Source organism: Streptomyces sp. NPDC001796 (genome assembly GCF_042892355.1).
Classification (GTDB): domain Bacteria; phylum Actinomycetota; class Actinomycetes; order Streptomycetales; family Streptomycetaceae; genus Streptomyces.
On record NZ_JBIAUC010000007.1, the window covers coordinates 315,689 to 341,805 of the forward strand.

The following is a 26,117-nucleotide window of genomic DNA, read 5'->3' on the forward strand; positions in this document are numbered from 1 at the left end:
CCCCCACCTGGCCCGAGCGCCCCCTCTTACCATGTCCTTGCCCGGGCCATGAATGTAGCGCATGTGGGGGGTGTGTGTTTCCGATGCGCTAATTACGGGTAGTCATGGCCTCCGCGTCATTGGCTGGAATCCATCCATCCATGGGTCGCCGCAGCCACCCCTCCGCCGCGGCGAGTTCGGCCGAGGCCCGTCGAAGCGCATCGAGTCCCGGGTGCGTCAGCCCTTGTCGCCACACCAGCGAGACAGGTGAGAGCGGTACCGGATCGACGAGCGGACGCCGCACCGTCCCGGGCAGCGCGGGGAAGTCCACCACGGCGAGAATCGGATGGCCCGTCCTCGCCATGATCCGCTGGAACTCCTCGTCCCCGACGGCCAGCGGGACCGGCGGCGCGACCCGGATGCCCCGCCCATCGAACAGACGGTGCGCCAGGTCGGTCCACTCCGGCGTGCGCGGGTTCCCGGCGCCCGCGTACACCGTCTCCCCGGCGAGGGCGGCCAGCGGCACCGCCTCCAGCGACGCCAGACGGTGGTTTTCGGGCAGGACGACCGCCATCGGCTCGTACCGCACGGGCTGCTGGTCGAGCCCGGCCCGCAGCGCCGGGGGCAGGCCCGCGAACCGCCCGAACGACGCGTCCAGCCGGCCGGCGAGCACTTCGGACGCGGCATAGGTGAGACCGCTCTCGTAGCGGGCCATCAACTCCAGATCGGGGACCAGCGCGCGGGCCCTGTGCAGCACCCGGCGTCCGGTGACCAGCCCCGGGGAGTTCAGGTCCACCAGCAGCGGCCGCGCCTGCCCGAAGGCGGCGAGGAGTTCGTCCTGCGCGTCCAGCACCCGGCGCGCGTACGGCAGCAGGCGCTCGCCGTCGGGGGTCAGCGTGACCTGCCGTGTCGTACGGACGAACAGCTCGGTGCCCAACTCCCGCTCCAGCCTGCGGATGTCCCGGCTCAACGCCTGCTGGGCGACGTAGAGACGGGTCGCGGCGCGGGTGAAGTGCAGTTCCTCCGCGACGGCGAGGAACGCGCGGAGCAGGCGGGGGTCGACGGCGGCGGGCATCCGGCGAACTTACAACCCAGGTGCGTCAATCTCCAGGGAGCAAGTGTTGGACCCCAGGTCACGGGCCGGGCGACGCTTCCCTGCATGCCGCAGCCCTCTCCTCGCAGACCACCCCTGCTCACCGTCACGCAGGACACCCTCGTCGCCGCCGACTTCACCCCGCGCACCACCGGCAGGACGCCCGACCCGCGCGCCACCGGCAGGGCGCCCGCCCCGCGCAACCCCTACCGCCGGCTCTTCGCCCACCCCGGCACCCGTGCCTTCACGATCGGGAACCTCATCGCCCGGCTCCCCATCGGCATGTTCAGCGTGAGCTCGGTCATCATGATCGCCGGCTCGCGGGGCTCGTACGCCCTCGCCGGAGCGGTCACCGCCACCGGCCTCGTGGCCACGGCCGCGGTCGCGCCCTGGGTGGCGCGGCTCGTCGACCGTCACGGCCAGGCCCGGATCGCCCTGCCCGCCACGCTGTTGGCGCTGCTCGGGAGCCTCGCACTGGTCCTGTGCGTGCACTACGACGCCCCCGCCTGGACCCTGTTCGCCGCACACGCGGCCACCGCGACCACCCCCAACATCGGCGGCCTGTCCCGCGCCCGCTGGGCCCACCTGTTCCGGGACGCCCCGGACGCCCTGCACACGGCGAACTCCTTCGAGCAGGCCGCCGACGAACTGTGCTACCTGCTCGGCCCGGTGCTCGCCGCCTTCCTCTGCACCCGGCTCTTCCCGGAGGCCGGCACTCTGGCCGGGGGAATCCTCCTGTTCACCGGCATGCTGGTCTTCACCGCCCAGCGCGCCACGGAACCGCCGCCCAGCCGCCGCCCGGGCACCCGGCCCCCGCTGCGCGCCCCCGGCATGCCCCCGCTCCTGCTCGGACTGCTGGCCACCGGCGCGGTCTTCGGCGCGATGGAGGTCGTCACCGTGGCGTTCGCGGACGCACAGGGGCACAAGGCGGCTGCCGGCCCGGTCCTCGCCCTGCAGGCCGCCGGTTCGTGCGCCGCCGGACTGTTCTACGGCACGCTGCGGCCCGCCGGTCCCGCCGAGCGCCGTTATGTGTGGTGCCTCGTGGCGATGACGGCCCTCATGGCGCTGCCCCTGCTGGCGGCGCGCACCACCGGTTCCCTCCTCGCTCTCGCGCCCGCCCTGCTGCTCGCGGGCATGGCCACCGCCCCGACGATGGTCACGGCGATGGTGCTGGTCCAGCGGCGCACCCCCGAGGGTCGTTCGAACGAGGGCATGACCCTCGCCGTGACAGCCCTGCTCGGGGGCGTCGCCTGCGGTTCCGCCATCGGCGGCTGGGCGGTGGAGCACCTGTCCCCGACCGCCGGTTTCGCCCTTCCCACGACGGCCGCGGGCCTCGCCCTGGCGACCGCTCTCGGGCACAGGGCGGTCGAAGGAATCCGCACCGATTCGTGCGCCCCCCATTGACGCGATCGGAACGCCCACATACGTTCCCCCGTCGAAGCGCTTCGACGCCAGGTATCGAAGCGATTCGACGAACCCTGCGTGAGGGCTCCGATACCCATCCGACTCCCCCGGAGGTACTGGATGTTGACAGCACGACGACGTGTGGTGGCGACGGCTGCGGTGGTCCTGTCCGGATCCCTGCTCCTGGCCTCCTGCGGTGGCTCGGACAGTGGCTCTTCCGACGGCAAGACGCTGAAGCTGTGGCACTACGAGGGCCCGGACAGCGCGATGGGCGCCGCCTGGAACGAGGCCGTCAAGGAGTTCGAGGCCAAGCACCCGGGCGTGAAGGTGAAGTTCGAGGAGAAGGGCTTCGAACAGATCCAGAAGACCGCGCCCATGGTGCTCAACTCCTCCGACGCGCCCGACATCATGGAGTACAACAAGGGCAACGCGACGGCGGGCCTGCTGTCCAAGCAGGGGCTTCTCACCGATCTGACCGCCGAGGTCACCGAGCGCGACTGGGACAAGAAGCTCAGCGCGGGCGTGAAGACCACGAGCCAGTACGACACCAACGGCGTCATGGGCTCCGGCAAGTGGTACGGAGTGCCCAATTACGCCGAATACACCATGATCTTCTACAACAAGGACCTGTTCAAGAAGTACGGGATCGCCGAGCCGAAGACGTTCGACGACCTGACCGCCGCGATGGACAAGTTCGTCGCCAAGGGCATCACGCCGCTCGCCAACGCCGGCGCCGAGTACATGGCCCAGCAGTACCTGTACCAGCTGGCGCTGTCGAAGGCCGACCGCTCCTGGGTCGACAAGTACGAGCTGTACAAGGGCAGGACCGACTTCCACGACGCCGCCTGGACGTACGGCGCGACCACCTTCGCCGACTGGGCGAAGAAGGGCTACATCAGCAAGACGTCCAGCGGCACCAAGGCCGAGGACGCGGGCGTCGCCTTCATCCAGGGCAAGAACCCGATCCTGTTCAGCGGAAGCTGGTGGTACGGGCGCTTCAAGACGGAGAACAAGTTCGACTGGGGCACCATGCTCTGGCCGGGCTCCGACCTCACCCTCGGGTCCGGGGGCAACCTCTGGGTCGTGCCCAAGGGCGCCAAGAACAAGGACCTCGCCTACGACTTCATCGACATCACCATGTCGCCGAAGATCCAGAACCTGCTGGGCAACAAGGGCGGCGTCCCGGTCGCGGCCGACCCCAACGCCATCACCGACCCGCAGTCCAAGACCCTCATCTCCGACTTCAACACGCTCTCCCAGCGCGACGGCCTCGCCTTCTACCCCGACTGGCCCGTCCCCGGCTTCTACGACACCCTCGTCTCCGAGACGCAGAAGCTGATCACGGGCAGCGAGCAGCCGGACGCCTATCTCAGCGCGCTGCAGAAGGCGTACGACCAGGGCGCGCCGAAGCAATGACGAGCACCGTCGAACGGGGCGCGCGGGCCGTCGGCAAGCGCCCGCCCACCGGCCCGCGCCGCCCCCGCTCCCAGACCTCGTACGCGCTCTTCCTGCTCCCCGGCGTGCTCGCGTTCCTCGCCGTGATCATCGTCCCGTTCCTGATGAACACGGGCGTCAGCTTCACCGAGTGGAGCGGCATCGGCTCGCCGAAGTGGACCGGTCTCGACAACTACCGCCAGCTGCTGGACGACAGCGAGTTCTGGGCGTCGTTCCGGCACAGTCTGTTCATGGTCGTCGCCATGGCGGTCGTGCCGACGATGATCGGGCTCGTCCTCGCGGCCGCGCTGTTCGACTACATCGGCAAGCACTTCGGCAGCAAGCCGGCCGCCGTGCTGCGGGCCTGCTTCTACCTGCCTCAGGTGCTGCCGATCGCGGTGGCGGGCATCGTCTGGAGCTGGATCCTCGCCCCGGACAACGGCTCCCTGAACGCGCTGCTGAAGGCGGTGGGTCTCGGCTCCTGGCAGCAGGACTGGCTCGGCGACCCGGACATCGCCCTCTACAGCGTCATGGGGGTGATGGTGTGGGTGCAGCTGGGCTTCCCGCTGGTCGTCTTCATGGCGGGGCTCCAGCGCGTCGACCCGCAGCTCCACGAGGCGGCCGAACTCGACGGCGCCGGCTGGTGGCGCCGTTTCTGGCACATCACGCTGCCGCAGATCAGGCCGGAGATCTACGTCGTGCTGACCTGGTGCACGGTCGCGGCGCTCAAGGTGTTCGGGGCGGTGTACGTGCTGACGAAGGGCGGCCCCGGCGGGGCGACCGACGTCCCGTCCTACTTCTCCTTCACCACCTTCTTCGAGAAGACCCAGGCCGGGTACGGCGCCGCGATCTCCACCGTCCTCACCCTGATCATCCTGCTCCTCGCGCTGGTGGGCCTGAAGCTCCAGACGCGCGCCGAGGACGCCGAGGAAGGGGCCCGCGCATGACCGCCGTACGCACCGAGATCCGCACGCGGCCCCGCACGGCCCTCGGCCGCTACCCCGTTCTCGTCGCCCTGTGCACCGCGGCCCTGTTCATGGTGCTGCCGTTCCTGATCGTCGCCCTCAACGCCGTGAAGTCCCCCGCCGAGTACTCCCAGCACGGGCCGCTGAGCCTGCCGAAGGGCCTGTACCTGGACGGTCTGAAGGACTTCTGGCAGCGCGTCGACTACGGCCAGAAGCTCCTCAACTCCGTCCTGATCAGCGGCTCGGTGGCCGTCCTCGCGGCGGTGCTGTCCGTGCTGAACGCGTACGCGATCGGCATCGGCCGCATCAAGGGCCGCACCTGGGTGCTGGCCTTCTTCGTGCTCGCCAACGTGCTGCCGCAGGAGGCGCTGGTCTACCCGCTGTACTACCTGAGCAAGCAGGCCGGCCTCTACGACACCCGGCTGAGCGTGATCATCGTCTTCACGGTGATCCAGGCCGCCTTCGGCACCTATCTGCTCTCCTCGGTCCTCGGGCAGTTCCCGCGCGAGATCATCGAGGCCGCCCGGATCGACGGGGCGAACAAGTGGCAGGTGCTGTGGCGGATCGTGGTCCCGGTCAGCCGGCCCACGATCGGGGTGCTGCTCGTCTTCTTCTTCATCTGGACGTGGAACGAGTTCCTGCTGCCCTTGGTCATGCTGATCTCCAACGACAACCAGACGGTGTCGGTGGCGCTCGGCGTCCTGCAGGGCCAGCGTCTGATGGACGCCACGATGACCAACGCGGCGGCCCTGCTGGGCGTGCTGCCCGCCATCGTCTTCTTCCTCGTCTTCCAGCGGACTCTCACCCGCGGCATCGCCGTGGGTGCCGTCAAGTAGGGGGCACGCTTGAAGTTCACCGACGGCTACTGGCTGCTGCGCGAAGGCGTCACCGCGGCCCACCCGGTGCAGGTCCTGGACGTGACCACGCCTGAGGGGGCCCTGGAGATCCATGCGCCGACCCAGCCCATCCGCCACCGCGGCGACCTGCTGAAGGGACCGGTCGTGACGATCAGCGCCCACGCGCCGATGCCGGACGTCATCGGCCTCACCTTCACGCACTTCGAGGGTGAACAGCCCCGGGGGCCGAGGTTCGAGATCCGGCATGACGAGGACTTCGTGCCGCACGCCGAGTACGACGAGGAGACCGCCACCCTCACCGCGGGCGCCCTCTCCGTCCGGGTCGCCCGCACCGGCCCCTGGCACGTCGACTTCCTCGCCCACGGCCGCACACTCACCACCAGCGGCCCCAAGAACATGGGCATCATGCGCGACGCCTCCGGCGCCCACTACCTGCGCGAACAGCTGGGCCTCCGGGTCGGCACGTCGGTCTACGGCCTCGGTGAACGCTTCGGGCCGCTGGTGAAGAACGGCCAGGTCGTCGACATCTGGAACGCGGACGGCGGCACCGCCACCGAACAGGCCTACAAGAACGTCCCGTTCTTCCTGACGGACGCGGGCTACGGCGTGTTCGTCGACCACCCGGGCAAGGTGTCCTTCGAGGTCGGCTCGGAGGCGGTGTCGCGGGTCCAGTTCAGCGTGGAGAGCCAGCAGTTGACGTACTACGTCATCTACGGGCCCACCCCGAAGGACATCCTGCGCAAGTACACCGCCCTCACCGGCCGCCCGGCCCTGCCGCCCGCCTGGTCGTTCGGGCTGTGGCTGTCGACCTCCTTCACCACCTCCTACGACGAGGCCACGGTCACCTCCTTCATCGACGGCATGAGGGAACGGGAACTGCCGCTGTCGGTCTTCCACTTCGACTGCTTCTGGATGCGCGAGTTCAACTGGTGCGACTTCCAGTGGGACCCGCGGGTCTTCCCCGACCCGGAGGGCATGCTCTCCCGCCTGAAGGAACGCGGGCTGCGGGTGTGCGTGTGGATCAACCCCTACATCGCGCAGCGCTCGCCGCTGTTCGCCGAGGGCAAGGCCCTGGGCCATCTGCTGAAGAAGCCGGACGGCAGCGTGTGGCAGTGGGACCTGTGGCAGCCGGGCATGGCCCTGGTCGACTTCACCAGCCCGGACGCCCGTGACTGGTACGCCGCCAAGCTGGAGGCGCTGCTCGCCCAGGGCGTCGACTGCTTCAAGACCGACTTCGGGGAGCGCGTCCCGGTCGACGTCGCCTACGCGGACGGCTCGGACCCGGAGCGGATGCACAACTACTACACGTACCTGTACAACCGCACCGTCTTCGAGGTGCTGCGCAAGCACCGCGGCGAGCAGGAGGCCGTGGTCTTCGCCCGCTCGGCGACCGCGGGCAGCCAGAAGTTCCCGGTGCACTGGGGCGGCGACTGCGAGGCCACGTACGAGTCGATGGCCGAGTCGCTGCGCGGCGGGCTCAGCCTCGGTCTGTCGGGCTTCGGGTTCTGGAGCCATGACATCGGCGGCTTCGAGGGCACGCCGACCCCGGCACTGTTCAAGCGCTGGCTGGCCTTCGGGCTGCTGTCCTCGCACAGTCGGCTGCACGGCAGTTCCTCCTACCGGGTGCCGTGGCTGTTCGACGAGGAGTCCGTGGACGTGCTGCGGCACTTCACCCGGCTCAAGCTGCGCCTGATGCCGTATCTGTACGAGACCGCGCGCACCGCCCAGGCCGAGGGCGTGCCGATGATGCGGGCGATGGTGCTGGAGTTCCCGGACGATCCCGGCTGCGCGCACCTGGAGCGGCAGTACATGCTCGGCCCGGACCTGCTGGTCGCGCCGGTCTTCAGCGACGAGGGGGACGTCTCCTACTACGTGCCCGAGGGCGCCTGGACCGACTACCTGACCGGGCGGACGGTGACCGGCCCGCGCTGGGTGCGGGAACGGCACGGGTTCTCCAGCGTCCCGCTCCTGGTCAGGCCGGGTGCGGTGATCCCGGTCGGCGCGGTGGACGACCGCCCCGACTATCCGTACGCCGACGGGGTCACCCTGCGCGCGTTCCGGTTGGAGCAGGGCGCGCAGGTGACGGTGCCGGTCGGGGACGTGACCTTCACCGTCGTACGGGAGGGGAAGACGCTGCGGGCCTCCTGCAGTGATCCCCGGGCGCCCTGGGCCCTGGCGAGCGGGGAGCGGACCGCCCGTGCGGCGGCGGGCGCCGGGTTCCTCTCGCTGGAGCTGGAGTCGGAGTGATGGTTCCTCCCCCCACAGGAGCTGGACTGACATGGTGAAGATCACGGACGTGGCCCGGCACGCGGGGGTCTCCCCCAGCACCGTCTCGTACGCCCTCAGCGGCAAGCGCCCCATCTCCGAGGAGACCCGGCTGCGCATCGAGGAGGCCATCCGCGAGCTGGGCTACCGCCCGCACGCCGGCGCCCGCGCGCTGGCCAGCAGCCGGTCCAACGTGCTGGCGCTGGTGGTGCCGCTGCGCTCCGGGATCAACGTCCCGGTGGTGATGCAGTTCGCGGTGTCGGTGGTGACGGCCGCGCGCCGGCACGACCACGACGTGCTGCTGCTCACCCAGGAGGAGGGCGAGGAGGGGCTGCGGCGCGTGGCGGACACGGCGCTGGTGGACGCGTTGATCGTGATGGACGTCCAGTTGCACGATCCGCGGCTGGCGCTGCTGCGGGCCCTGGACCGGCCGTCCGTGCTGATCGGTTTCCCTGCCTCCGCGCAGGGGCTGACCTGCATCGACCTCGACTTCATGGCGGCGGGCGAACTGTGCGTGGAGCACCTGGCGGGCCTCGGGCACCGGGTGGTCGCGCTGGTCGGGTCGCCGCCGGAGGTGTACGTGCGGGGCACCGGGTTCGCACAGCGGGTCGTGCAGGGGTTCACCGCGGCGGCCGACCGGCACCGGCTGGTGTCGTCGGTGCAGCCCTGCGAGGCGGCGCCGGCCGCCGCGCGTGGGGTCGCCGAGCGGCTGCTGCGGGAGCAGCCCGCGCTGACGGGGGTGGTCGTGCACAACGAGGCGGTGCTCGAGCCGTTGATCGACGCCTTCGAGTCGCTCGGCCTGCGCGTACCCGGCGACCTGTCCGTCACCGCGATCTGCCCGGAGGAGCAGGCCGCCGGCGCCCGGGTGCCGGTCACGTCCGTCGCCGTCCCGTCCGCCGAGGTGGGTGAGCGGGCGGTGGAGCTGCTGATGAAGAAGCTGGGCGGGTCGGCCGTTCCGGAGGCCACCCTGCTCGTCCCCCACCTCACGCTCCGCGCGAGCACCGCACCGCGCTCCGCGTCCTGAAGTCCGGAAGGCGCGAAGCCGGAAGGCGCGAACCCGCGAACCCGCGAAGCCCCAAGCCCCAAGCCCCGAAATTGACCGGATTCGTCCCGTTGCAAGGCCCTGACCGAAGGAGCCGTGGCATGCAAGGCACGCGAGGAAGACGCAGAACCACCCTGGCCGTGGCGCTCGCCCTGATCGCGGGGCTCGGCACCACCGTCCCCGCCCGGGCCGACGATCCCGCCTACCCCTTCCGCAACCCGAACCTCCCCGTCGAGAAGCGCGTGGACGACCTCCTCTCCCGCCTGACCCTCGACGAGAAGATCTCCCTCCTCCACCAGTACGAACCCGCCATCCCCCGCCTCGGCATCCAGTCCTTCCGCACCGGCACCGAGGCCCTCCACGGCGTGGCCTGGCTCGGGAAGACGACGGTCTTCCCCCAGGCGATCGGGCTCGCCTCCACCTGGGACCCCGCGCTGATCCGCCAGGTCGGCTCGTCGGTCGGCGACGAGGCGCGTGGCTTCCAGCAGCAGCGCCCGGCCGGGTGGGGCCTCAACCTGTGGGCGCCCGTGGCCAACCTGCTGCGGGACCCGCGCTGGGGCCGCAACGAGGAGGGCTACTCCGAGGACCCGTACCTCACCGGCTCGATCTCCACGGCCTACGGCACAGGCCTGACGGGCGGCGACCCGAACCACCTGAAGACAGCACCCACGATCAAGCACTTCCTCGCCAACAACAACGAGGAGCACCGCGACACCACGTCCTCCGAACTTCGCCCGCGCGTGCTGAAGGAGTACGACGAGCAGGCGTTCAAGCCCGCGATCGAGGCGGACGCGGCGACGGGCGTCATGTCCTCGTACAACCTCGTCAACGGCCGCCCCAACACGGTGAACCCGGCCCTGAACGACCCCGTGCGCACGTGGACCTCGCAGGACCTGCTGAACGTCACGGACGCCTACGCGCCCGGCAACCTGGTCGGCAGTCAGAAGTACTACGGCACCCGGACCGAGGCGGACGCGGCGGCGCTGAAGGCCGGCATCGACAGCTTCACCGACAACGACACGGACTCAGGGCCGACGACGACCGCGATCAAGTCGGCACTGTCGTCGGGCCTGTTGAAGGAGTCGGACGTCGACACCGCGGCACGTCATGTCCTGAGCGTCCGGGTCCGGCTCGGCGAGTTCGACCCGGGCGGCGGCAGGTACGGCTCGATCGACGCGTCCGTCATCGACAGTCCGGCACACCGAGCACTGGCACGCAAGGCGGCGACCGAGGCGGCGGTGCTGCTGAAGAACGACGGCGCGCTGCCGCTGAGGAAGTCGGGGAGCGCGGCGGTGGTCGGCCCGCTCGCCGACACCCTCTACACCGACTGGTACTCGGGCAGTCTGCCGTACGCGGTGACGCCGAAGGACGGCATCGAGGCCAAGCTGGGCACGTCCGTGGCGAGCAGCGAGGGCGTGGACCGGATCGCGCTCAAGGACACGGCGACCGGTAAATACGTGACCGCCGGCACGGGGGATGCGGGAGCGCCGCTGAAGGAGACGACCGAGAGCGGCGCCGGCGCGCAGTTCGACGTGTTCGACTGGGGATCGGGGGTCGTCACCCTCCGCTCGGCCGCCAACGGAAAGTACGTCGGCTACAACTGGTCGAACTTCGTCAACGACCAGACGCAGCCGAACGGCTGGTTCGTGCAGCAGCAGTTCAAGCTGGAGCGGCAGGACGACGGGACGTACCTGCTGCGGTACGCGGGCTACGAGACCGGCGAGTCGTGGTGGTCGAACCCGGTGTACCTGGGCCCCGTGGACGCCGACGGCACGCTCGGCCTGGTGGCCGAGGACAAGGCCGCGCACTACGCGAAGGACGTGGTCCGCAGCGGCGTCGACGACGCGGTCGCCGCGGTCAAGGGCAAGGACACGGCCGTGGTGGTGGTCGGCTCGATGCCGGCGATCAACGGGCGCGAGGCCCACGACCGCACGGACATGGGCCTGGCACCCGCGCAGGAGGCGCTGGTCAAGGCGGTCCGCAAGGCCAACCCGAAGACGGTGGTCGTGGTCGAGAACAGCTACCCCACCACGCTGGGCGCCCTCCAGAGGGAGGTCCCGGCCCTGCTGTGGACGACGCACGCGGGCCAGGAGACGGGCAACGCGCTGGCCGACCTGCTGTACGGCGACGCCAACCCGGCGGGCCGCCTGACCCAGACGTGGTACCGCTCGGAGTCCGGCCTCCCCTCGATCCTGGACTACGACATCATCAAGTCGAACCGGACGTACCTGTACTACAAGGGGCAGCCGCTCTACCCCTTCGGCTACGGACTGTCGTACACGACGTTCCGCTACGGCGGGCTGAAGCGGGTCTTGGACGGCTACGAGGTGAAGGTCACCAACACGGGCCGCCGGTCCGGTGACGAGGTGGTCCAGCTCTACGTCCACCAGCGGGAATCCCGCGACAAGCAGCCGCTGAAGCAGCTGAAGGCGTACGCACGGGTGCCGCTGAAGCCGGGCGAGACGAAGACGGTCCGTCTGAAGTTGCGGGATTCGGACCTGGCGCACTGGGACGTCACGCGCTCGAAGTGGGTCGTGGAGACGGGGACGTACGACGTGATGGTCGGCGCGTCGTCGACGGACATCCGCGCGGGAACGTCACTGAAGGTGCGAGGGGAGACGATCCCGCCCCGGGACCTCTCGCGGGTGACGCGGGCGGAGAACTTCGACGACTACAGCGCGGTCGGCCTGGTGGACGAGTCGAAGGCGAGCGGGACGGCCGTGTCGGCTTCCGCGGACGGGGCGTGGCTGAAGTTCGCGGACACGCGGCTGGGTCCGGGCACGTCGGCGGTCACGGCGCGGCTGGGGGGCGCGGCCGGAACACTGGAGGTCCGGCTGGGCTCACCGACGGGCCGACTGCTGGGCACGGCACACTTCGACGGGACGTCGTCGCCCTACACGTACGCCACGGTGACGGCTGCGCTGACAGGAGCGAGCGGCCGTGCGGACGTGTACCTGGTGCTGAGCAAGGGGCTACGGCTTTCGACGTTCACGCTCCGCTGACGCACGGACCGCGTACCGGCTCACCCGAGCCGGTACGCGGCGCACCGGTTCACCCGGTGCCCGGATCCTCGAGGAACCGAAGCAGCACAGCGGCCTCCGCTCTCAGCTGCGCGGCTCGGTCGGCATGCGCAGGAGCGGTCAACTGGTCCGCGGCCTCCAGTCGCTCAGTTGCCTCGGACCGCACGATGTCCGCCACGCTTCGCTCGCTCAGCTCACGACGCTGTGCCTCCGCGACGCCGACACCGACCGGCGACTCCTCAAGGGCTGTTCCGCGCAGTTCGGCTTCGCCCACCGGCACCGCCTCGGCGTTGTCCAATGCGGCGAGCGTGGCGCGCAGGGCGCTCACCGCGACTTTGTCGCGGGCGCGCATCGCTTCCGGGAGGGCTTGTCGCATACGAAGGCGTAAGGTCATGCCGCTGACCGTATGGCCTGGCTCCTGGGCCGACAACGGGATTCACATCCGCTGTGGCGTGCGGATCGCGTCGCGTACCCGAGCGACCCGGGCGCGCACCGTCGCGTACTGCGTTCGGGTGGAGCCTGGACGCGCACTGCCGTCCCCGCCGCGGCAGGCGCGGCAGAGACCGCCGAGCAGGGCCTCCGGGCGGCCGGGGACACCGCAGTCGGTGCACTCCATAAGGGTGCGGGGCGCGCGGGAGGGAGTGGTGGGGCGCTCGGGCGGCATCTTGTCGATCAGTCTGCGCTGGACGAACGCCCGGGGCGAGTACACCTGCTCGGGCAGGCCGGCGAGGAGGGCCTGCGTGAGGTACTCCGGAGTCGTCCCGCGGGCCAGCCAGTCCTCGGCCAACTGTTCAAGGTCGGAGCAGTCGCCGGAGGAAAGGGCGAGGCGGGGGTCGCGGAGACCGAGTCCGGCGAGAGCGGCGTAGGCGGTGGAGGGCCGACCCACCGCCTGCGAGTGCGACAGTTTCGGCTGGAGTGTTGCAGTGGGGGCGACCCCGGGTCCGGGGGTCCTTCGGGGTACCGGGTCACCGTCCAGGAACCGGGCCCACCATTCGTCGTCACGTGCGGTGCGTGACCAGTAGGTGTGGAAGACCCAGCGGGTGCCGGTGGCGGTACCGCCTTCGCCACCGGGCTCGACACGACGGCGCACGCGACGCAGGTGCCCGGCCCTGCTGAGCTCGTTGAGCGCGGATCGGACGGCCTGTTGCCCGTACAAGGGCTGGAACCTGGCGATGGTCTTGGCGTCCATGGCCGCGTTCTCGGGGAGCCGGTCGAGGAGGCCCGCGAGGTACGCCTCACGGGCCGGGAGGTGATCGAAGTCCCCGGCTCGGGACGGCAACTGGTCGGGCGCGGACCGCTTGCCGTAGCCGGGCTTGGCCATGGGATGCGCTGCGGGCGCGGGCAGGGCAGCGCTAGAGTTTTCGTAAGCCACGAGATCGTCCATTCCGATCTTGGGGTGAGACCCCGGCGGGTGTTGGTAGCACCCGGCCGGGGTTGTTTGTTGTTGCGCACGCTAGAGGGTCGCGACAGCGAGTCGCAACTTGCTTACGAAAAGTGACACGGCCTGGTATGGGCGGGTGGGCGGGTGGGTGAGCCTTACCGCCCATTCCTTGAAAAAGAGGCTCGGACCTCGAGGCCCGGAGCCCGGGGCTCAGGCCTCGCGGGAGGCGTACGCGAGGAACGCGTTCCAGGCGTCGACAGGGACGGCGAAGCGGGGGCTTCGAGCTCCGAGCTTCGAGTCGCGGAGGTGGACGGTACGGAGGAACTCCGGGGACGGGTAGGCGACTTCGAGGCAGGCGCCGCCTTGAGAGTCGCTGTAGCTGGACTTGAACCATGCCAGCGTTTCGCTCATAGCTCTTCGGCCACCCTCCTGATAAACGCTGCCGACTCCTCAACTCCTAAGGCCTGCATGCGGATCATGCCATGCACCTGTGCGAGATCGCTGACCTTGTCGGCCTCGGAGTGCAGCACGCTCGTCTCTGGACCCTCCACATAAGCCAAGCGCTCGTGGTCGGCGGTCTCAAGCAGGATGAACGAGCCGTTGAGCGCGAGACCTCCGCACTTCCCGAACGGCAGCACCTGAACGGACACATTGCGCAGCGCGCCAACCTCCGTGAGGTGGAGCAGTTGTTGCCGCATGACGGTCCGCCCACCCACCTCCGTGCGCAGCGCTGCCTCATGGATGACGAAGCCGTACACCGTTTTGGCACGCCGTGTCAGCGCTTCCTGCCGCGCCAGCCGTGCCCGAACCCGCTCCTCCACAGTTTCGTCGTCCAGCGGGGGACAGCTCTCACTGATCAGATTTCGCGCGTACTGCGCGGTTTGCAGCAGGCCAGGAACCAGACCGAGCGAGTAGTCATGCACGGCGATCGCCTCGGCCTCGATCGCCATGTACTCCTGTGACCGCGCCGGAAACGGCTCCGGCTTCAGGAACTCGTGGGCAGCGACCAGTTTCCCCCGCGCCCCGCACATCTGATCCGCGACCTGCAACAACCGCAGCGTCGGCCGCCGCCTCCCGCACTCCATGGACTTGACGTACTCGTAGTCGTAGCCGGCCTCCTCGGCGAGCGCCTGGCGGCTGATCCCGGCCTCCTCCCGCCACAACTTGACCTGCCCACCGCAGTACCGCCAGTTCTGCTGCGCCTGCTGGGACTCCCCCGAAGCCACGACACCCCCACCGGTCTCCCGCCGACACACCGTGTACAGCCACGCGGTGTACCCACTCCGCCACTCCCGGAGACTACGCACCAACCACCAGCCTGGCCTGGCGAAATGACGGAGAATCACACGCAAGGAACCACCGGCCGCATGGCTGACTCCCCCTCCGCAGTACCGCAGGACATCGAATGGCGCCTCCCCCGCCACGCCCGCAGCGTGAGCCGCGCCCGTACCCTCCTCCGCGAACAGGCCACCTCCTGGAAGCTCCCCGAGGAGGTGACGGAAACGGCCGTACTCCTGCTCAGCGAGCTGATGACGAACGCGTACCGCCACGCGAAGGTCCCCGCGGGCCGGGAGATCCGGGCCCGCTGCGTCCTGAGGGCAAACCGCCTCCACATCTCGGTGACGGACGCGAACGACACCCTGCCCACACCCCGCGACGCGTCACCGGACGACGAGTCCGGCCGGGGCCTGGCCCTGGTGGCGTCACTGGCGGACGCCTGGGGTGCAGAACCCCGCCCCGGCGGCATCGGCAAGACCGTCTGGTTCGAGCTCCCGGCTCAGCCGAGCCCCCAGGCCCGCCCGAGCCGGTAGGCGGCGCACAGGTTCACGTCGAGGAAGTAGGAGCCGACCGCCCCGCACTGCTCGCTCCCGGTCCCGGGGTCGACGGGCTGGCCGTGCCCCATGCCGGTGATGCTGTACGTCTCCACGACGGTGTTCCCGGCCGGGTCCCGGAAGACCTGGTGGGGATACCCGGCGACGGTGTCGCTGACGTCAGCCGTCTGGTCGGCGCCGTGCACATCGGTCCACTGCTTCATCAGATCGGTCATGTTGACGGGCTTCACGGTGTAGTCGGCCGTCCCCTGGAAGACCGTGAGCGTCGGCCAGGGTCCGCCGTACCCCGGGCGGGCGGCCCGCACCCGGTCGCCCCACTGCTTGGGGGTCTGGGTGGCCCCGACGTACATGCAGACGTACGGCGACCCGGCGGCCTGCGCGCACCCGTACGGCAGCCCCGCGACGATCCCGCCCGCGGCGAACTTCTCCGGGTACGCCGCCATCATCACGGTGGTCATGCCGCCGCCCGCCGACAGCCCGGTGACGTACACGCGTGCGGGGTCACCGGAGACGTCGGCGAGCTGCCGGTCGACCATCTGCGCGATCGACGCGGCCTCGCCCTGGCCGCGCTCGATGTCACCGCTCTGGAACCAGTCGAAGCAGTTCGAGGGGTTGTTGCCGCTCTGCTGCTGCGGCAGGACCACGGAGAACCCCCACCGGTCGGCGAGCTGGATCCACCCGCTTCCAGTGCCGTACCCGGCGGCGTCCTGGGTGCACCCGTGCAACGCGACGACGACGGGCCGCCCGGCGGGAAGCCCACCCGGGACATACCGGAACATGCGCAGCGCACCGGGGTTCGACCCGAACCCGGTGACCTCCACGAGGGAGGCCGCCGAGGCGGTGCCCGGCGTGAGGAAGGCGGCGAGAAGAGCGACCAGAAGACTCGCCAGGACGAAGAAGCGACGTGCGGCTCTGGTGTGCGTCATGCCGGGGACCGTAGGAACAGACGCCTCCCCCCGATATGGGACGGGACACCACAACCAGCGCACCACTTGTGTGCTGGCTACGGCCTGCCGGCGGGCCGTCATCCGTTGGCGGACCACCCCGGGATCGTCGGCAGCACCTTCTCGGCGACGCGGAGCAGTACCGCGTCGTCGGGCACCGCGCCGTCCGCGCGCCACAGGCCCACCTCGAAGGAGCCGCCGCTGTCCTTGGCATCGCGGGCCACGGTGAGGACGCGGGCCGGGACGCCAGGACCGCTGCCGGTGTCGCTCCCGTCGAGGCGGAAATGGATGCTGATGGTGCGGTCCGAGTACAGGACGGCCGGTCGCCCGAGAACCGTCCGCTGCCGGGCGCCGTCCCCCAGGAGCGCGGCCGTCCCGGCCACCGGAAGGCGGTCGTAGGTGGCCGACAGCGTCACCGTGTAGGTGCCGAACTCCACCTGAGCCGAGGGGTTGTCGATCTCCTTGCCACCGGCGAGTCTGACCGAGCCGTCGCTGCCGCTGGCGTTCGTCGCCGTCTCCCCGGGCGTGCCCAGCAGTTCGGCGAGGTCGGGACGGTTCACTGCCTTGCAGAGTTGCGCACCGGAGACATGGCGAGACGCGTTCCCCGGCGACTTGTCGGGCTCCACGTCCGAACACGTAGCAGCCGTCGCAGCACTGCCCGAGGACGACGTCTGCCCGAACGTCCACAGAACGACACCGAGTACCGCTACCACCGCGACGGCCGCGACGGCCTGTCCCCAGGGGTTCGGGCCCTTCGTGGGCACCACGTGGTGCTGCTCGTCCTGCTTGGACGCCCCTTCCCTCCCCTCTCTGCTTCCTTCGTTCACGGGCACTGGGGTCGGGCTACCGGACTCGGCGGTCCGCACCGCTCGGCGCAGGCGGAGCATGCCTCTGACCGTGCGGATCCGCCAAGCGGTGAAGGCGAGGAACACCACGCCGGTGAGAGTGGGGATCTTCCAACGGCCGGAGCCGTCGCGGGTCGCGGTGTGGTCGCCGGAGCCGTCGACGAGGGCGGGCAGGGTGCCGTCGGCGGGGCGGTTCTCCATGATTCCGTCGACGGCGACGCGGCTGATGCTGACGGAGTGGTCAGTGGCCTCGAACGAGCCCTTGCAGGCCCAGCCGTCCTGCCACAGATCGCCCAAGCTGCCGGTAGCAGGCGTGCACTCGGCCACCTTGACCGTGCCGTGCACACCTGCCGCCTCTGCGTAGGCCTGCCGAGCCCCCTGCACGGTCAGGAACAGACCGAAGAGCAGCCCGACGACGGCGAGGGATATCTCCCGGGGAAGCGGCGGGAGAAGGCGGAGCAAGAACATCGGTCGATGAGTCCTCTTCGTGAAACAGGCAGGCCGAGGCATGCCCGTCCGAAGCAGTGGACGTGGCGGCGGTTCCCCCCGACCGCGGGCTGGAGTGCGCGCCGGCGGAGGGGTCAGGTCCGCGGAGACGCGACGGTCACCATAGACATGCCAAGACGGACGAGGACAAGTCCCGGGCGAGGCGTGACCGAAAGCCGACCACTCGGCCGGACATGGCGAAACGGCACAGAATCTGTGGGCCACCTGTGAAGATCGCGGGGGCGGCAGGGCTCCCGGCGCCACCCGAAGTTGGCCGGAACGCGCCTCTCTTGTCCGCGCACGGCAAAGGCCCCGCCGCTCGAAAGCGACGGGGCCTCGCCCACATGGGGTTCGGGAGGCCTCGGCCTCCCGATCGTGGAGATGGCGGGAATCGAACCCGCGTCCAACGGTGAAGAATCAGGGCTTCTCCGTGTGCAGTCCGCTGTGCTTTTCTCGGCCCCGGAGATCACGCGGACAAGTCTCCGACGGGCTCAGTCACTGTGTGGTTTCCCTCTTCACCCCGTGACCGGGATCGAGGTTTAGTTCCCTAGCTGATGCCAGGATCCGGGTCGGGAACACCCCCGGGCTGACACTCCCTTTAGTAGGGCAGCTGAGGCTCGCTACCTGATCAGGCAGCGAGGGCCAGCTGGCCCTGGGAGAGATCGCGCTTGGAATTGGCGATTATTTTTTTCGGCCTGTGGTTTACGAGATCATGGCCGCTTCCTCGACACGCTTCCCCTGCTTCGACAGCCGCTGTCGAAACCGATCATCCCCATGTTGATTTTTCAATCGGCGCCCCTCTGGAGGAGGGACTCGCACCGGCCACGCGGTGCGATGCCATCGTACGGGATCAACGTATCCCGTCGCCAGCGTATTCCCGGCGGTCACCCCGCCGTGGTACCAGGTTCAACACCAACGGGTGCCCGGTTCTTCCCGGCTCACGCCGGTGTTCCCGCTCGAGGCCGGTGTTCCCGCTCACGCCCGCTGCCGGCGGCGCACCGCGGACATCGCCCGCTCCGCCTCGCGGCGGTCCTGCTTCTCGCGGAGCGTCTGCCGCTTGTCGTACTCCTTCTTGCCCTTCGCCAGCGCGATCTCGATCTTGGCGCGGCCGTCCTTGAAGTACAGGGACAGGGGCACGATCGTGTGACCCGTCTCCTGCGACTTGGACTCCAGCTTGTCGATCTCGTCGCGGTGCAGCAGCAGCTTCCGCTTGCGGCGGGCGCTGTGGTTGGTCCAGGTGCCCTGGCTGTACTCCGGCACGTGCACGTTGTGCAGCCACGCCTCGTGCCCGTCGAGCTGCACGAAGCCGTCGACCAGCGATGCCCGCCCCTGGCGCAGCGACTTCACCTCGGTGCCCATGAGGACGAGACCGGCCTCGTAGGTGTCGAGGATGTGGTAGTCGTGCCGCGCCTTCTTGTTCTGCGCGATCAGCTTGCGCCCTTTTTCCTTAGCCATAGTGCCGCCCATTTTCGCACTACAGGGGGGTGTGCGGGGAAGTCGATTACATGGCGTCGCGACGCGTCGCTACGAGGCGTCGCCCAGGCCGCCGAGCACCGTCTCGGCCCGCTGGAGCGCCCCGTCGTCGGCCTCCAGGTCGGGGGTGACGCCGCGGCCGTCCACGCTGCGGCCCGCGGGGGTGCGGTAGTGGCCGACGGTCAGCTCGGCGACGGAGCCGTCCGGCAGGCGTCTCGGCATCTGGATGGAGCCCTTGCCGAAGGTGCGGGTGCCCACCACCACCGCCCGGCCGCGGTCCTGGAGGGCACCGGTGAGCAGTTCGGCCGCGCTCATGGTGCCGCCGTCGACGAGCACGACCAGGGGTCTGGTGGTGTCGCCGCCGGGCTCGGCGTGCAGGACGCGCTGGTCGCCGTCGACGTCGTAGGTGCCCACCAGCCCGCCGTCGAGGAAGGCGGACGCGGCGGTGACGGCCTCGGCGACGAATCCTCCGGAGTTGCCGCGCAGGTCGAGCACGATCCCGCCGCCCTTGGGCGCCCGGTCGACGGCGTCCCGTAGGCGGTCCCCGGAGCCCTTGGTGAACGCGGTGACCTTGATCAGGGTGATGTCCCGGGCGAGCCGTCGCACGGTCACCGAGTCCGTGGACAGCCGGGCCCGGCGCAGCACCTCGCTCCAGGTGTGCGTGCCGCGCTGCAGTCCGAGCCGCACCCGGGAGCCGGCCCCCGCGTCGTCGGCGTCGCCGCGCAGCAGGGAGACGACCTCGGTGACGGGCCGGCCGGTGACGTCCTCGCCGTCGACGCCGCGCAGCAGGTCGCCCTTGCGGATCCCGGCGCGGGCCGCGGGCGAGCCGGGCTGCACCCGGGTCACCTCGATCCGTCCGTCGCTCTCCCGCCGGGCCGACAGCCCCACGCCGGTGTACTGGCCGTCGAGGGCCTCCTCCAACTCCTCGTACTCGCCCTGGGAGTAGACGGCGCTCCACCGGTCGCCGCTGCGGCTGACCGCGCGCTCGGCGGCCTCCATCGGGGACTTGCCGTCGGCCATCGCCCGCTCGGCGGCCTCGGTGACGTCGTCGTGGCCGGCCGGGACCACGGACTCGGTGGAGGGCTGTTTCGCGTCGCTTCCACCGAACGAGCCGGTCGCGGCGCCGGCGGCGAGGACGCTCGCGAAGACCAATGTCAGGGCCGCCCCGTGGCGGATGCGACGGGGCTGACAGAACAGGTCACGGCCTGACATGCCGGTGAGTCTAGGACAACGCAAGGGGGCGTACGGGCGGTTGCCCGTACGCCCCCGTTGGCATGCGTCACACCTTCAGGTACTTGCGCAACGCGAAGAACGCGGCCAGCGCCGGCATCAGCAGGCTCGTGGCGAGTATCAGCGGCAGCTTGGTCAGGACGGCGTCCCAGCCGATGAAGTTGATCAGGTTGAGCTTGTGGGACAGGTCGAGGCCGTGGTCGATGATGAAGTACCGCGCGATCAGCAGGAATCCGCAGGCGACCGTGCCGCCGATGAGTCCGGCGACCGCGGCCTCCGCGATGAACGGGGCCTGGATGTAGAAGCCGGAGGCGCCGACCAGACGCATGATGCCGGTCTCACGACGACGGCTGAACGCGGAGACGCGCACGGTGTTGACGATCAGCATCAGCGCGACGACCAGCATCATCGCCATGACCGCGCGGGCGGCCCAGTTCATGCCGTTGAGCAGGCCGAAGAGGTTGTCCAGGATGCCCTTCTGGTCCTGCACCGACTGCACGCCGTCGCGGCCGTTGAAGGCGGACGCGATGACCTGGTACTGCTCAGGGTTCTTCAGCTTGATGCGGTACGACTCCTGCATCTGGTCCGGGGTGAGCGAACTGGCCAGCGGGGAGTCGCCGAACTGCTCCTTGTAGTGCTTGTAGGCCTCGTCCTGGGACTCGTAGGTGACCTTCTCGACGACCGACATCTTCTTGAGGTCGGAGAGGATCTGGTCCTTCTGCTCCTGGGTGACCGCGCCCTTGGAGCAGTTGGGGTCGGACTCCGCGTCGCTCTTGTTGCACAGGAAGATCGAGACGTTGACCTTGTCGTACCAGTAGCCCTTCATCTGGTTGACCTGGTCGCTCATCAGAAGCGAGCCGCCGAACAGGGCGAGGGACAGGGCGACCGAGACGATCACCGCGAAGGTCATCGTCAGATTGCGGCGGAGACCGACACCGATCTCCGAGACAACGAACTGGGCGCGCATGGCGTCTGCTCAAGCCTTTCCGTGGAACTCAGTGCTGGTAGCCGTAGACGCCGCGTGCCTGGTCACGGACGAGGCGGCCCTTCTCCAGCTCGATGACGCGCTTGCGCATCTGGTCCACGATGTTCTGGTCGTGGGTCGCCATCACCACGGTCGTGCCCGTCCGGTTGATCCGGTCGAGCAGCTTCATGATGCCGACGGAGGTCTGCGGGTCGAGGTTGCCGGTGGGCTCGTCGGCGATCAGCAGCTTGGGCCGGTTGACGAAGGCCCGCGCGATGGCCACGCGCTGCTGCTCACCACCGGACAGCTCGCCGGGCATCCGGTCCTCCTTGCCGCCGAGCCCGACGAGGTCGAGAACCTGGGGCACGGACTTGCGGATCTCACCGCGCGACTTGCCGATGACCTCCTGCGCGAAGGCCACGTTCTCGGCGACCGTCTTGTTGGGCAGCAGGCGGAAGTCCTGGAAGACCGTCCCCAGCTGGCGGCGCATCTGCGGCACCTTCCAGTTGGAGAGGCGGGCGAGGTCCTTGCCCAGGACGTGCACCTGCCCGGTGCTGCACCGCTCCTCGCGGAGGATCAGCCGCAGGAAGGTGGACTTTCCGGAGCCGGAGGACCCCACCAGGAAGACGAACTCGCCCTTCTCCACCTCCAGGGAGACATCCCTGAGTGCGGGGCGGGTCTGCTTGGGGTAGACCTTGGAGACGTTGTCGAATCGGATCACGGATGCACCACAGGCCGTTGGGGGTAGGTGAGCGTGACCATACGCGAACCAGGTGCAGGAGCGCAGTCGCCGGTCGTGGTTACGGGGGAGTTGCGTGTTTTGTCATAGCCCCAGAGGGTACGGAGGCGCGCTGTGACGCCCTCCACGGCCGTAGGACTGGCGGAGCCCGCGCAGCGGCTCGCGGAACCTGGCACAGTGGAGTGGGAACTGTCGCGTTCCCGGAAACGTTGTGTACGTGTAAGCGGCACGAGGAGGGCGAGGCGCATGACGTACGACCGATTGGTGTGCGCGAACTGCGCGGCGCCCGTGAGTGAGGGCCGCTGTCCCGTGTGCCGCGCCAGCCGGGAGCGCCTTCAGCAGGAGAACCCCTGGTCAGGGCTGACACCGGCGGCGCTGATCGCCCTGGTGGCCGTGCTGATCGCGGCGGTGGCGCTGCTGGCGCACCAGACGGCGTAGCGGAGCGGGGAAAGACGGGTGTACGGGAAGGGCCCGGGGCGATGCCGCCCCGGGCCCTTCTCACGTTGGTCTCACGCCTGTGGGTGAGGCTGTGCGCCCCTCGCTCAGGCGGCGGCCCCGCCGCGGCCGTTGATCAGGCGCGGCATCACGCGGAAGCCGATACCGCCGGCGATCATCGTGGCGGCGCCGACCAGCAGGAACGCGGTCTGCCCGGCACCCGTCTCGGCCAGCTGCTTGCCGCTGCCCTGGGCGGAGGTGTCGGTGGTGCCGCTGTCGGAGCCCGTGTCGGTCAGGACCGAGGAGCCCTGACCCTGCTGGACGGGGCTGTTGCCACCGCCGTCGGGGTTGGTGTTGTCGCCGCCACCGTTGTTGCCGTGGCCGTTCCCGTTCCCGTTGCCGCCGCCGTGGCCGTTGGAGGGAGGCGCCTCCGTCGGCTCGGTCGGGTTGCCGGTGGGCTGCTGCGGGTCGGTCGGCTCCCCCGGGGTGGTGGGCGGGGTCGCCGGGGTGGTGGTGGGCGGGGTCCCCGGGTCGGTGGGCGGGGTCGCCGGGGCGGTGGTGGGCGGGGTGGTGGTGGGCGGGGTCACCGGGGCGGTCGGGATACCGGTCGGGGCGTCGTTGACGCTCACGCCGGCACCGATACCGTTCTGGTCGACGCTCGCGCCGATCTTGATGTCGAGCGCCGAAGCGGCACCCGCGGCGGTCAGCGACGCACCGGCTGCGATCACCGCACCGGCTGCTATCCGCGCCACCCGGATCCGCGTCTTCTTGGTCATCAGGCTGCTACCCCCAGTAGCTGATCGTCATTGGAGCAGCGTCCGGGGCGACGGCACTCGGGGACGGCTGTGTTTTCTTCAGCGAGCCCCCCGGTTCACATGCGCCCCAGAGATACGCATGCCGCGCTTTACCCTTCCGAGTTTTCACAGCAACGTCAAGGTCGTTGCGGGCGCCATGTCCGATAACGCGCCTTTTACGGGAGAAGCGGGACTGTGAGTGTGATGTAAAACCCAGACATCCGGAGACAGACAAGGCAACTGCCCCTACGCGAGGGGCAGTTGCCTTGTCGACAAAACGCTGTTTTCGCGGCCGTTTTTCCCGGTGACGTCGGGCCGAGCGCGGCCGGTTTACTTCTCCTGCTGCTTGCGCCAGCGAATTCCGGCTTCGATGAAACCGTCGATCTCGCCGTTGAAGACGGCCTCCGGGTTGCCGACCTCGTACTCGGTGCGCAGGTCCTTGACCATCTGGTACGGGTGCAGGACGTACGAGCGCATCTGGTTGCCCCAGGAGTTGCCGCCGTCACCCTTGAGGGCGTCCATCTTGGCCTGCTCCTCCTGGCGTCGCCGCTCAAGAAGCTTGGCCTGCAGGACGTTCATGGCGGTGGCCCGGTTCTGGATCTGGGACCGCTCGTTCTGGCAGGTGACGACGATGCCGGTGGGCAGGTGCGTGATGCGGACCGCGGAGTCCGTCGTGTTCACGCCCTGGCCGCCGGGCCCGGAGGAACGGAAGACGTCGACCCGGATCTCGGACTCGTCGATCTCGACGTGGTCGGACTGCTCCACCACGGGAAGGACCTCGACGCCGGCGAAGGAGGTCTGGCGACGCCCCTGGTTGTCGTAGGGCGAGATGCGGACGAGCCGGTGCGTGCCCTGCTCGACGGAGAGGGTGCCGTAGGCGTACGGCGCCTGGACGGCGAGGGTCGTGGACTTGATGCCCGCCTCTTCGGCGTACGACGTCTCGTAGACCTCCGTCTTGTAGCCGTGCCGCTCGGCCCAGCGCAGGTACATGCGCTGCAGCTTCTCGGCGAAGTCGGCCGCGTCGACGCCGCCGGCCTCGGCACGGATGTTGACGAGTGCCTCGCGGGCGTCGTACTCGCCGCTGAGGAGCGTCCGCACCTCCATCTCGTCCAGCGCCTTCTTGACCGCGGCGAGCTCGGCCTCGGCCTCGACACGGGTGTCCGGGTCGTCCTCGGCCTCGGCGAGCTCGAAGAGCACACCGAGGTCGTCGATCCGGCCGCGCAGGGCCTCGGCCTTTCGCACCTCGGCCTGGAGGTGGGAGAGCCTGCTGGTGATTTTCTGCGCCTCGTCCGGGTTGTCCCAGAGGGACGGCGCGGCCGCCTGCTCCTCGAGCACGGCGATGTCTGCCCTCATCTTGTCGAGGTCCAGAACGGCCTCGATCGACTCCATGGTCGAGGAGAGGGACTTGAGCTCTTCGGATACATCGACGACTGCCACGCATCCAGCGTAACGGCTCCGCCAAGCGCACCATGCCGGGTGACCGCACGGTTACGGGGCGCCCTAAGCCGGGGTGCGGCCCCTGTGGGCTCCGCCCGGACCCCGATCGCCCTGACGGCCGGGGTCCGGGCCCAGTCGGCCTGACGGCCGGCGGCGCAGCCGCACCGCGGTGGCATCGCCGGATGGACGCGTGCGGGCCGTCCATGGCCGGTCGCGCAGTTCCCCGCGCCCCTTCAAAGACACAACCACCGCCCCTCCGGCCCCGGGCTCAGGGCGACGCCGGAGCCGAGCTCCCCGAGGTCGCAGGCGGAGCCCCGGTGTCGTCGCCCGAGGTCGCCCACCACGCGCCCACCCCGATCGCCGCCGCCAGTACCGCCCCCGCCACGCCCAGGGTGATCCGGCGGCGCCGGGCCGCCGCGCGGTGGCGGGCCGAGCCCGGGCGGGGGGCGCCCGGGGTGCGAGGGGCGCGGGCCGTGCCGCGGGCGCCGCCCGCCAGTTCGTCCGGGCCCGGCACCCGCATCGAGGTGTGGGTGTCCCGGTTCGAGTCCGGTTTCGCCCCGGGCACCAGCGGCACCGCACCTCGCCGTGCCCGCGTCACCTCCGGCTCCCCGGGCGCCTCGTACGGCTCCTCCGCCGGCTCCGCGTCCGGTTCGTCCACGTCCAGCGGCGGCATCCCCGCCAGCAGCGGCAGCTGCTCCCGCAGCCGCGCCGCCAGCTCCGACGCCCGCAGTCGTGACGCCGGCGCCTTCGCCAGGCACTGCACCATCAGCTGCCACAGCTCGTCGGGGATGCCGGGCAGGGGGACGACCGTCTCCGTGACATGGCGGCGCAGGACCGCGCCCGGGTGGCCGCCGCCGAACGGCGTGAAGCCCGCGAGGAGCTCGTACAGCACCGTGGCCAGCGCGTAGATGTCCACCGCCGCCCTCGGCGGCAGGCCCTCCACTATTTCCGGCGCCAGATAGTCCGGAGTGCCGATGATCTTCGTGGCCTTGCTCCGCCGCGGCGAGTCGATCAGCTTCGCCACGCCGAAGTCGGTCAGCAGTGCCGGGTGCGCCCCGCCGGGGCCCAGCGGCCCCTGCATGTCGAGCAGGATGTTCTCCGGCTTCACGTCCCGGTGCACGATGCCCGCCGCGTGCGCCGCCGCCAGCCCCTCCGCCACGTCGGCCACGATCGCGACCGCCGCCTCGGGCGCGAGGCGCCGCTCCCGGTCCAGACGGGTGCGCAGATCCGTGCCGCGGACCAGGTCCATGACGAGGGCCAGGTCGTTGCCGTCGACCACCAGGTCCCGTACGGACACGACGTGCGGATGGTCCAGCCCCAGCAGCGCCGTGCGCTCCTGGACGAAGCGGCCCACGAGCTCCTGGTCGGACGCGAGGTCCTCCCGCAGCAGCTTGATGGCGACGGGCCCGTCGGGCCCCTCCCCCAGCCACACCGTGCCGGCGCTTCCCCGCCCCAGGATCTGGTTGGCGGTGTACCGGCTGCCGATCTTCCGTGCCAA

Annotated in this window: 23 protein-coding genes and 1 other RNA gene; 9 read left to right on the plus strand and 15 right to left on the minus strand. The window is 70.0% G+C overall.

Annotation, left to right across the window (positions count from 1 at the left end; genetic code table 11):
* Positions 1-88 precede the first annotated feature (88 nt).
* Complete coding sequence (locus ACFYZE_RS17690; protein ID WP_388994212.1) at positions 89-1,054, minus strand: LysR family transcriptional regulator; 966 nt, start codon at positions 1,052-1,054, stop codon at positions 89-91.
* Positions 1,055-1,138: 84 nt separating this feature from the next.
* On the opposite strand from ACFYZE_RS17690, the gene ACFYZE_RS17695 reads away from it, so the two are divergent.
* The 7 genes from ACFYZE_RS17695 to ACFYZE_RS17725 all read left to right on the plus strand — a co-directional run bounded on the left by ACFYZE_RS17695 (position 1,139) and on the right by ACFYZE_RS17725 (position 12,041).
* Positions 1,139-2,476 carry an MFS transporter gene (locus ACFYZE_RS17695; RefSeq protein ID WP_388994215.1) on the plus strand — a complete coding sequence of 446 codons (1,338 nt, stop codon included), beginning with the start codon at positions 1,139-1,141 and terminating at the stop codon, positions 2,474-2,476.
* A gap of 120 nt (positions 2,477-2,596) precedes the next feature.
* A complete protein-coding gene (locus ACFYZE_RS17700; RefSeq protein ID WP_388994218.1) occupies positions 2,597-3,892 on the plus strand; it encodes an ABC transporter substrate-binding protein in 1,296 nt (431 codons plus the stop codon).
* Positions 3,889-4,857: a carbohydrate ABC transporter permease gene (locus tag ACFYZE_RS17705; protein WP_388994221.1), complete on the plus strand. Its 969-nt coding sequence runs from the start codon at positions 3,889-3,891 to the stop codon at positions 4,855-4,857. Before ACFYZE_RS17700 ends, ACFYZE_RS17705 begins: the two co-directional genes overlap by 4 nt.
* On the plus strand, positions 4,854-5,711 hold the full coding sequence (locus ACFYZE_RS17710; protein ID WP_388994224.1) for a carbohydrate ABC transporter permease: 858 nt from the start codon (positions 4,854-4,856) through the stop codon (positions 5,709-5,711). The genes ACFYZE_RS17705 and ACFYZE_RS17710 overlap by 4 nt, the downstream gene beginning before the upstream one ends.
* A gap of 9 nt (positions 5,712-5,720) precedes the next feature.
* Complete coding sequence (yicI, locus tag ACFYZE_RS17715) at positions 5,721-7,979, plus strand: alpha-xylosidase (protein WP_388994228.1); 2,259 nt, start codon at positions 5,721-5,723, stop codon at positions 7,977-7,979.
* A 31-nt stretch (positions 7,980-8,010) separates the two neighbouring features.
* Positions 8,011-9,021: a LacI family DNA-binding transcriptional regulator gene (locus ACFYZE_RS17720; RefSeq protein WP_388994231.1), complete on the plus strand. Its 1,011-nt coding sequence runs from the start codon at positions 8,011-8,013 to the stop codon at positions 9,019-9,021.
* A 119-nt stretch (positions 9,022-9,140) separates the two neighbouring features.
* Positions 9,141-12,041, plus strand: coding sequence for a glycoside hydrolase family 3 C-terminal domain-containing protein (locus ACFYZE_RS17725; RefSeq protein WP_388994234.1), 2,901 nt, complete (start codon positions 9,141-9,143; stop codon positions 12,039-12,041).
* Positions 12,042-12,090: 49 nt separating this feature from the next.
* Here ACFYZE_RS17725 and ACFYZE_RS17730 read toward each other — a convergent pair whose 3' ends face one another.
* From ACFYZE_RS17730 to ACFYZE_RS17745, 4 genes are all read right to left on the minus strand, one after another.
* Positions 12,091-12,411 carry a hypothetical protein gene (locus ACFYZE_RS17730; protein WP_388994405.1) on the minus strand — a complete coding sequence of 107 codons (321 nt, stop codon included), beginning with the start codon at positions 12,409-12,411 and terminating at the stop codon, positions 12,091-12,093.
* 84 nt (positions 12,412-12,495) lie between these two features.
* Positions 12,496-13,380, minus strand: a complete 885-nt coding sequence (locus tag ACFYZE_RS17735; protein WP_388994237.1) for a hypothetical protein — start codon at positions 13,378-13,380, stop codon at positions 12,496-12,498.
* A gap of 270 nt (positions 13,381-13,650) precedes the next feature.
* The gene (locus ACFYZE_RS17740; RefSeq protein ID WP_388994239.1) at positions 13,651-13,851 is read right to left on the minus strand and encodes a DUF397 domain-containing protein; all 201 of its coding nucleotides are present in this window, start codon (positions 13,849-13,851) and stop codon (positions 13,651-13,653) included.
* Positions 13,848-14,666 carry a helix-turn-helix domain-containing protein gene (locus tag ACFYZE_RS17745; protein ID WP_388994242.1) on the minus strand — a complete coding sequence of 273 codons (819 nt, stop codon included), beginning with the start codon at positions 14,664-14,666 and terminating at the stop codon, positions 13,848-13,850. The genes ACFYZE_RS17740 and ACFYZE_RS17745 overlap by 4 nt, the downstream gene beginning before the upstream one ends.
* A gap of 141 nt (positions 14,667-14,807) precedes the next feature.
* Here ACFYZE_RS17745 and ACFYZE_RS17750 point away from each other — a divergent pair, with 141 nt between their 5' ends.
* Positions 14,808-15,251 carry an ATP-binding protein gene (locus ACFYZE_RS17750; protein WP_388994244.1) on the plus strand — a complete coding sequence of 148 codons (444 nt, stop codon included), beginning with the start codon at positions 14,808-14,810 and terminating at the stop codon, positions 15,249-15,251.
* On the opposite strand, the gene ACFYZE_RS17755 is transcribed toward ACFYZE_RS17750, so the two are convergent.
* The 7 genes from ACFYZE_RS17755 to ftsE form a co-directional block, all read right to left on the minus strand.
* On the minus strand, positions 15,218-16,198 hold the full coding sequence (locus ACFYZE_RS17755; RefSeq protein WP_388994247.1) for an alpha/beta hydrolase family esterase: 981 nt from the start codon (positions 16,196-16,198) through the stop codon (positions 15,218-15,220). The genes ACFYZE_RS17750 and ACFYZE_RS17755 overlap by 34 nt on opposite strands.
* 98 nt (positions 16,199-16,296) lie before the next feature.
* Positions 16,297-17,529, minus strand: a complete 1,233-nt coding sequence (locus ACFYZE_RS17760; protein WP_388994249.1) for a DUF6215 domain-containing protein — start codon at positions 17,527-17,529, stop codon at positions 16,297-16,299.
* Between the two features lie 391 nt (positions 17,530-17,920).
* Positions 17,921-18,321, minus strand: a transfer-messenger RNA (tmRNA) gene (gene ssrA, locus ACFYZE_RS17765).
* Positions 18,322-18,522: 201 nt separating this feature from the next.
* Positions 18,523-19,002 (minus strand): SsrA-binding protein SmpB, encoded by a 480-nt coding sequence (gene smpB, locus ACFYZE_RS17770; protein WP_388994252.1) that lies wholly within the window; start codon positions 19,000-19,002, stop codon positions 18,523-18,525.
* A 69-nt stretch (positions 19,003-19,071) separates the two neighbouring features.
* A complete protein-coding gene (locus ACFYZE_RS17775; RefSeq protein WP_388994255.1) occupies positions 19,072-20,232 on the minus strand; it encodes a S41 family peptidase in 1,161 nt (386 codons plus the stop codon).
* 67 nt (positions 20,233-20,299) lie between these two features.
* A complete protein-coding gene (ftsX, locus tag ACFYZE_RS17780) occupies positions 20,300-21,217 on the minus strand; it encodes a permease-like cell division protein FtsX (RefSeq protein ID WP_103841078.1) in 918 nt (305 codons plus the stop codon).
* A 28-nt stretch (positions 21,218-21,245) separates the two neighbouring features.
* Positions 21,246-21,935 (minus strand): cell division ATP-binding protein FtsE, encoded by a 690-nt coding sequence (gene ftsE, locus ACFYZE_RS17785; protein ID WP_103841080.1) that lies wholly within the window; start codon positions 21,933-21,935, stop codon positions 21,246-21,248.
* A gap of 264 nt (positions 21,936-22,199) precedes the next feature.
* On the opposite strand from ftsE, the gene ACFYZE_RS17790 reads away from it, so the two are divergent.
* Positions 22,200-22,391, plus strand: coding sequence for a hypothetical protein (locus ACFYZE_RS17790; RefSeq protein ID WP_200417705.1), 192 nt, complete (start codon positions 22,200-22,202; stop codon positions 22,389-22,391).
* Positions 22,392-22,495: 104 nt separating this feature from the next.
* Here ACFYZE_RS17790 and ACFYZE_RS17795 read toward each other — a convergent pair whose 3' ends face one another.
* From ACFYZE_RS17795 to ACFYZE_RS17805, 3 genes are all read right to left on the minus strand, one after another.
* Positions 22,496-23,164 (minus strand): hypothetical protein, encoded by a 669-nt coding sequence (locus ACFYZE_RS17795; RefSeq protein ID WP_388994259.1) that lies wholly within the window; start codon positions 23,162-23,164, stop codon positions 22,496-22,498.
* A 348-nt stretch (positions 23,165-23,512) separates the two neighbouring features.
* Positions 23,513-24,619, minus strand: a complete 1,107-nt coding sequence (gene prfB, locus ACFYZE_RS17800) for a peptide chain release factor 2 (RefSeq protein ID WP_103841086.1) — start codon at positions 24,617-24,619, stop codon at positions 23,513-23,515.
* Between the two features lie 268 nt (positions 24,620-24,887).
* Positions 24,888-26,117 carry a serine/threonine-protein kinase gene (locus ACFYZE_RS17805; protein ID WP_388994263.1) on the minus strand — a complete coding sequence of 410 codons (1,230 nt, stop codon included), beginning with the start codon at positions 26,115-26,117 and terminating at the stop codon, positions 24,888-24,890.

Coding starts and splice junctions, on each gene's coding strand:
- ACFYZE_RS17775 (WP_388994255.1), bottom strand. CDS start 20,232: ATGTCAGGCCGTGACCTGTTCTGTCAGCCCCGTCGCATCCGCCACGGG.
- ACFYZE_RS17695 (WP_388994215.1), top strand. CDS start 1,139: ATGCCGCAGCCCTCTCCTCGCAGACCACCCCTGCTCACCGTCACGCAG.
- ACFYZE_RS17710 (WP_388994224.1), top strand. CDS start 4,854: ATGACCGCCGTACGCACCGAGATCCGCACGCGGCCCCGCACGGCCCTC.
- ACFYZE_RS17705 (WP_388994221.1), top strand. CDS start 3,889: ATGACGAGCACCGTCGAACGGGGCGCGCGGGCCGTCGGCAAGCGCCCG.
- ftsX (WP_103841078.1), bottom strand. CDS start 21,217: ATGCGCGCCCAGTTCGTTGTCTCGGAGATCGGTGTCGGTCTCCGCCGC.
- ACFYZE_RS17730 (WP_388994405.1), bottom strand. CDS start 12,411: ATGCGCGCCCGCGACAAAGTCGCGGTGAGCGCCCTGCGCGCCACGCTC.
- ACFYZE_RS17750 (WP_388994244.1), top strand. CDS start 14,808: ATGGCTGACTCCCCCTCCGCAGTACCGCAGGACATCGAATGGCGCCTC.
- ACFYZE_RS17720 (WP_388994231.1), top strand. CDS start 8,011: ATGGTGAAGATCACGGACGTGGCCCGGCACGCGGGGGTCTCCCCCAGC.
- ACFYZE_RS17760 (WP_388994249.1), bottom strand. CDS start 17,529: ATGTTCTTGCTCCGCCTTCTCCCGCCGCTTCCCCGGGAGATATCCCTC.
- ACFYZE_RS17795 (WP_388994259.1), bottom strand. CDS start 23,164: ATGACCAAGAAGACGCGGATCCGGGTGGCGCGGATAGCAGCCGGTGCG.
- ACFYZE_RS17790 (WP_200417705.1), top strand. CDS start 22,200: ATGACGTACGACCGATTGGTGTGCGCGAACTGCGCGGCGCCCGTGAGT.
- ACFYZE_RS17725 (WP_388994234.1), top strand. CDS start 9,141: ATGCAAGGCACGCGAGGAAGACGCAGAACCACCCTGGCCGTGGCGCTC.
- ACFYZE_RS17755 (WP_388994247.1), bottom strand. CDS start 16,198: ATGACGCACACCAGAGCCGCACGTCGCTTCTTCGTCCTGGCGAGTCTT.
- smpB (WP_388994252.1), bottom strand. CDS start 19,002: ATGGCTAAGGAAAAAGGGCGCAAGCTGATCGCGCAGAACAAGAAGGCG.
- ACFYZE_RS17740 (WP_388994239.1), bottom strand. CDS start 13,851: ATGAGCGAAACGCTGGCATGGTTCAAGTCCAGCTACAGCGACTCTCAA.
- ACFYZE_RS17700 (WP_388994218.1), top strand. CDS start 2,597: ATGTTGACAGCACGACGACGTGTGGTGGCGACGGCTGCGGTGGTCCTG.
- ACFYZE_RS17690 (WP_388994212.1), bottom strand. CDS start 1,054: ATGCCCGCCGCCGTCGACCCCCGCCTGCTCCGCGCGTTCCTCGCCGTC.
- ACFYZE_RS17735 (WP_388994237.1), bottom strand. CDS start 13,380: ATGGCCAAGCCCGGCTACGGCAAGCGGTCCGCGCCCGACCAGTTGCCG.